The 1,584-nt window shown below is 33.9% G+C and carries 2 protein-coding genes; both read right to left on the reverse strand.

All coding sequences use genetic code 11. The annotated features are described in order from the left end of the window. Window positions 1-123: 123 nt before the first annotated feature. Entirely contained in the window at window positions 124-909 is a 786-nt protein-coding gene (locus OZD66_RS01440; protein ID WP_275021998.1) for a hypothetical protein, read from the reverse strand. Window positions 910-1,213: 304 nt separating this feature from the next. Beyond that, window positions 1,214-1,584: transposase (locus tag OZD66_RS01445; protein WP_338061736.1), on the reverse strand; the 371-nt coding region annotated here is incomplete at its 5' end.

Below are 1,584 nucleotides of genomic sequence, written 5' to 3' on the forward strand. Positions count from 1 at the left end.
AAAAACATTCCTCTATTCGAATCCTTTCGTCGTGCTGTTGATTCTGCCTTCCTATGACCTGTTCGGACTATTATGAGAAATGCTATAAATGAGCCTTAGTATATGCAATTATTTTAAACTTTATCACCAGCTATATACTACAGTGTTGCTGAGCTTTACACTTGAAGCTTGGGGAGATTCTAGCTTAGTGCTTTCTCCTTCCTGCAAAATAGAAAGCTTCAACAACTTTTTTAGAGTTAATTTTTCAAGTGTGGTATCATCTTTGTTTAAGATGTAGTCTAGCATGCCGTTTTTCTGTAAGAGATTAACATAATTTCTAGCTTCCTCATTAAGAGTCCCTATTGCATTGATACAAGATAATACTAAATCCGGGCTCTTTATTGCTAAAATTCCATTTACAAAAATATCTAATTTTGTTTTGTCTTCAGTCAAGTCTCTAGCTAACCTATTTCTGATGTTATTATTATCAAGCACAGTGTACTCGAGGTACGAGCAAGGCTCAATAAGTATAAAGTCCTCTAAAGGCACTAGTTCTGGATAGGTGCCAGCGTAATCAAGTATGCCACACTCAGTAATACACCCTCCTTTTCTTATAACACAGCAATTGAGACGACCATGATACATTGATAGCAAAGAAAAAAGACGTATTATACTTGTACCTCTATCTTTCATTTCCTCGAAAAGCTTCCTATCATTTATTAATTTGTGCAAAATGTAATCCATAGCAGGACCTGATTTGCGGAAACGAAACATATTATTCTTTTCAAAAATGGCCTCAGCTAATTCGATAGACTTTTTATCCTCATCTATGAAAGCCTTTTCGTTTCTATTTAACTTTATGATCTCAGCTTTGCTATTGCTGCGTAGACTAGTTTGCCCTATTAACCTCTCAAATATTTCTGTATTCATATATATCTTATATTAATTAAAGTAAATATTAATGATATTTACTTTTTAAATAAAAATAAATGAAAATTTTAATAAATATTGTAGCTTTTTAATAGAATGAAAGTATCTGTTCAGATGCATGGCTAATGTACAAATATTGAAGCAAAGTGCGTGATACACAACTGTACGAACATTTATTTGCAAAGGCAGTATGTTAAGTGTTATAGCCGATTTTGCCTCAAACACAAAGGTGTCATCCCAGTGCCCAGACACTGGGATGGCTTTGTTGCATCGCTCTTCGGATAGTAGGTAACGCACAATAAATTTATGAAGCTATCTCAAATTTAGCCATACCAATATCAGTGAACTTATTGAGCAAATAGCATTTAACAAGTAGTTCCTTCTCTCTATTTGTCTCAGATTTATTCCTAAAACTAAACCAGAATGTTTGTTTCAGTCGCGAGAAAAAACTTTCTATATAAGATCTTTTTCCATAACTCATCTCTTTTTTCCACTTCTTTATACCATCTTCATCATATGACCTTATGAGCTTGACTGCAGAATTTCTCTCAGCCATATAGTCTAACTTTGGATGCTCTGCTGCGTTGTTTTTCGGAGGAATTTTCGTTTTTATACCATATTGATTACACAGCTTATAGAGCTTTTCTCTGTCATATGCCCTATCTGCATATAGTA

The organism is Wolbachia endosymbiont of Drosophila baimaii (assembly GCF_028982185.1).
Classification (GTDB): domain Bacteria; phylum Pseudomonadota; class Alphaproteobacteria; order Rickettsiales; family Anaplasmataceae; genus Wolbachia; species Wolbachia pipientis.

Excerpts from the sequence above, each read along its gene's own strand:
- OZD66_RS01440 (WP_275021998.1), bottom strand. The coding sequence starts at position 909 with ATGAATACAGAAATATTTGAGAGGTTAATAGGGCAAACTAGTCTACGC.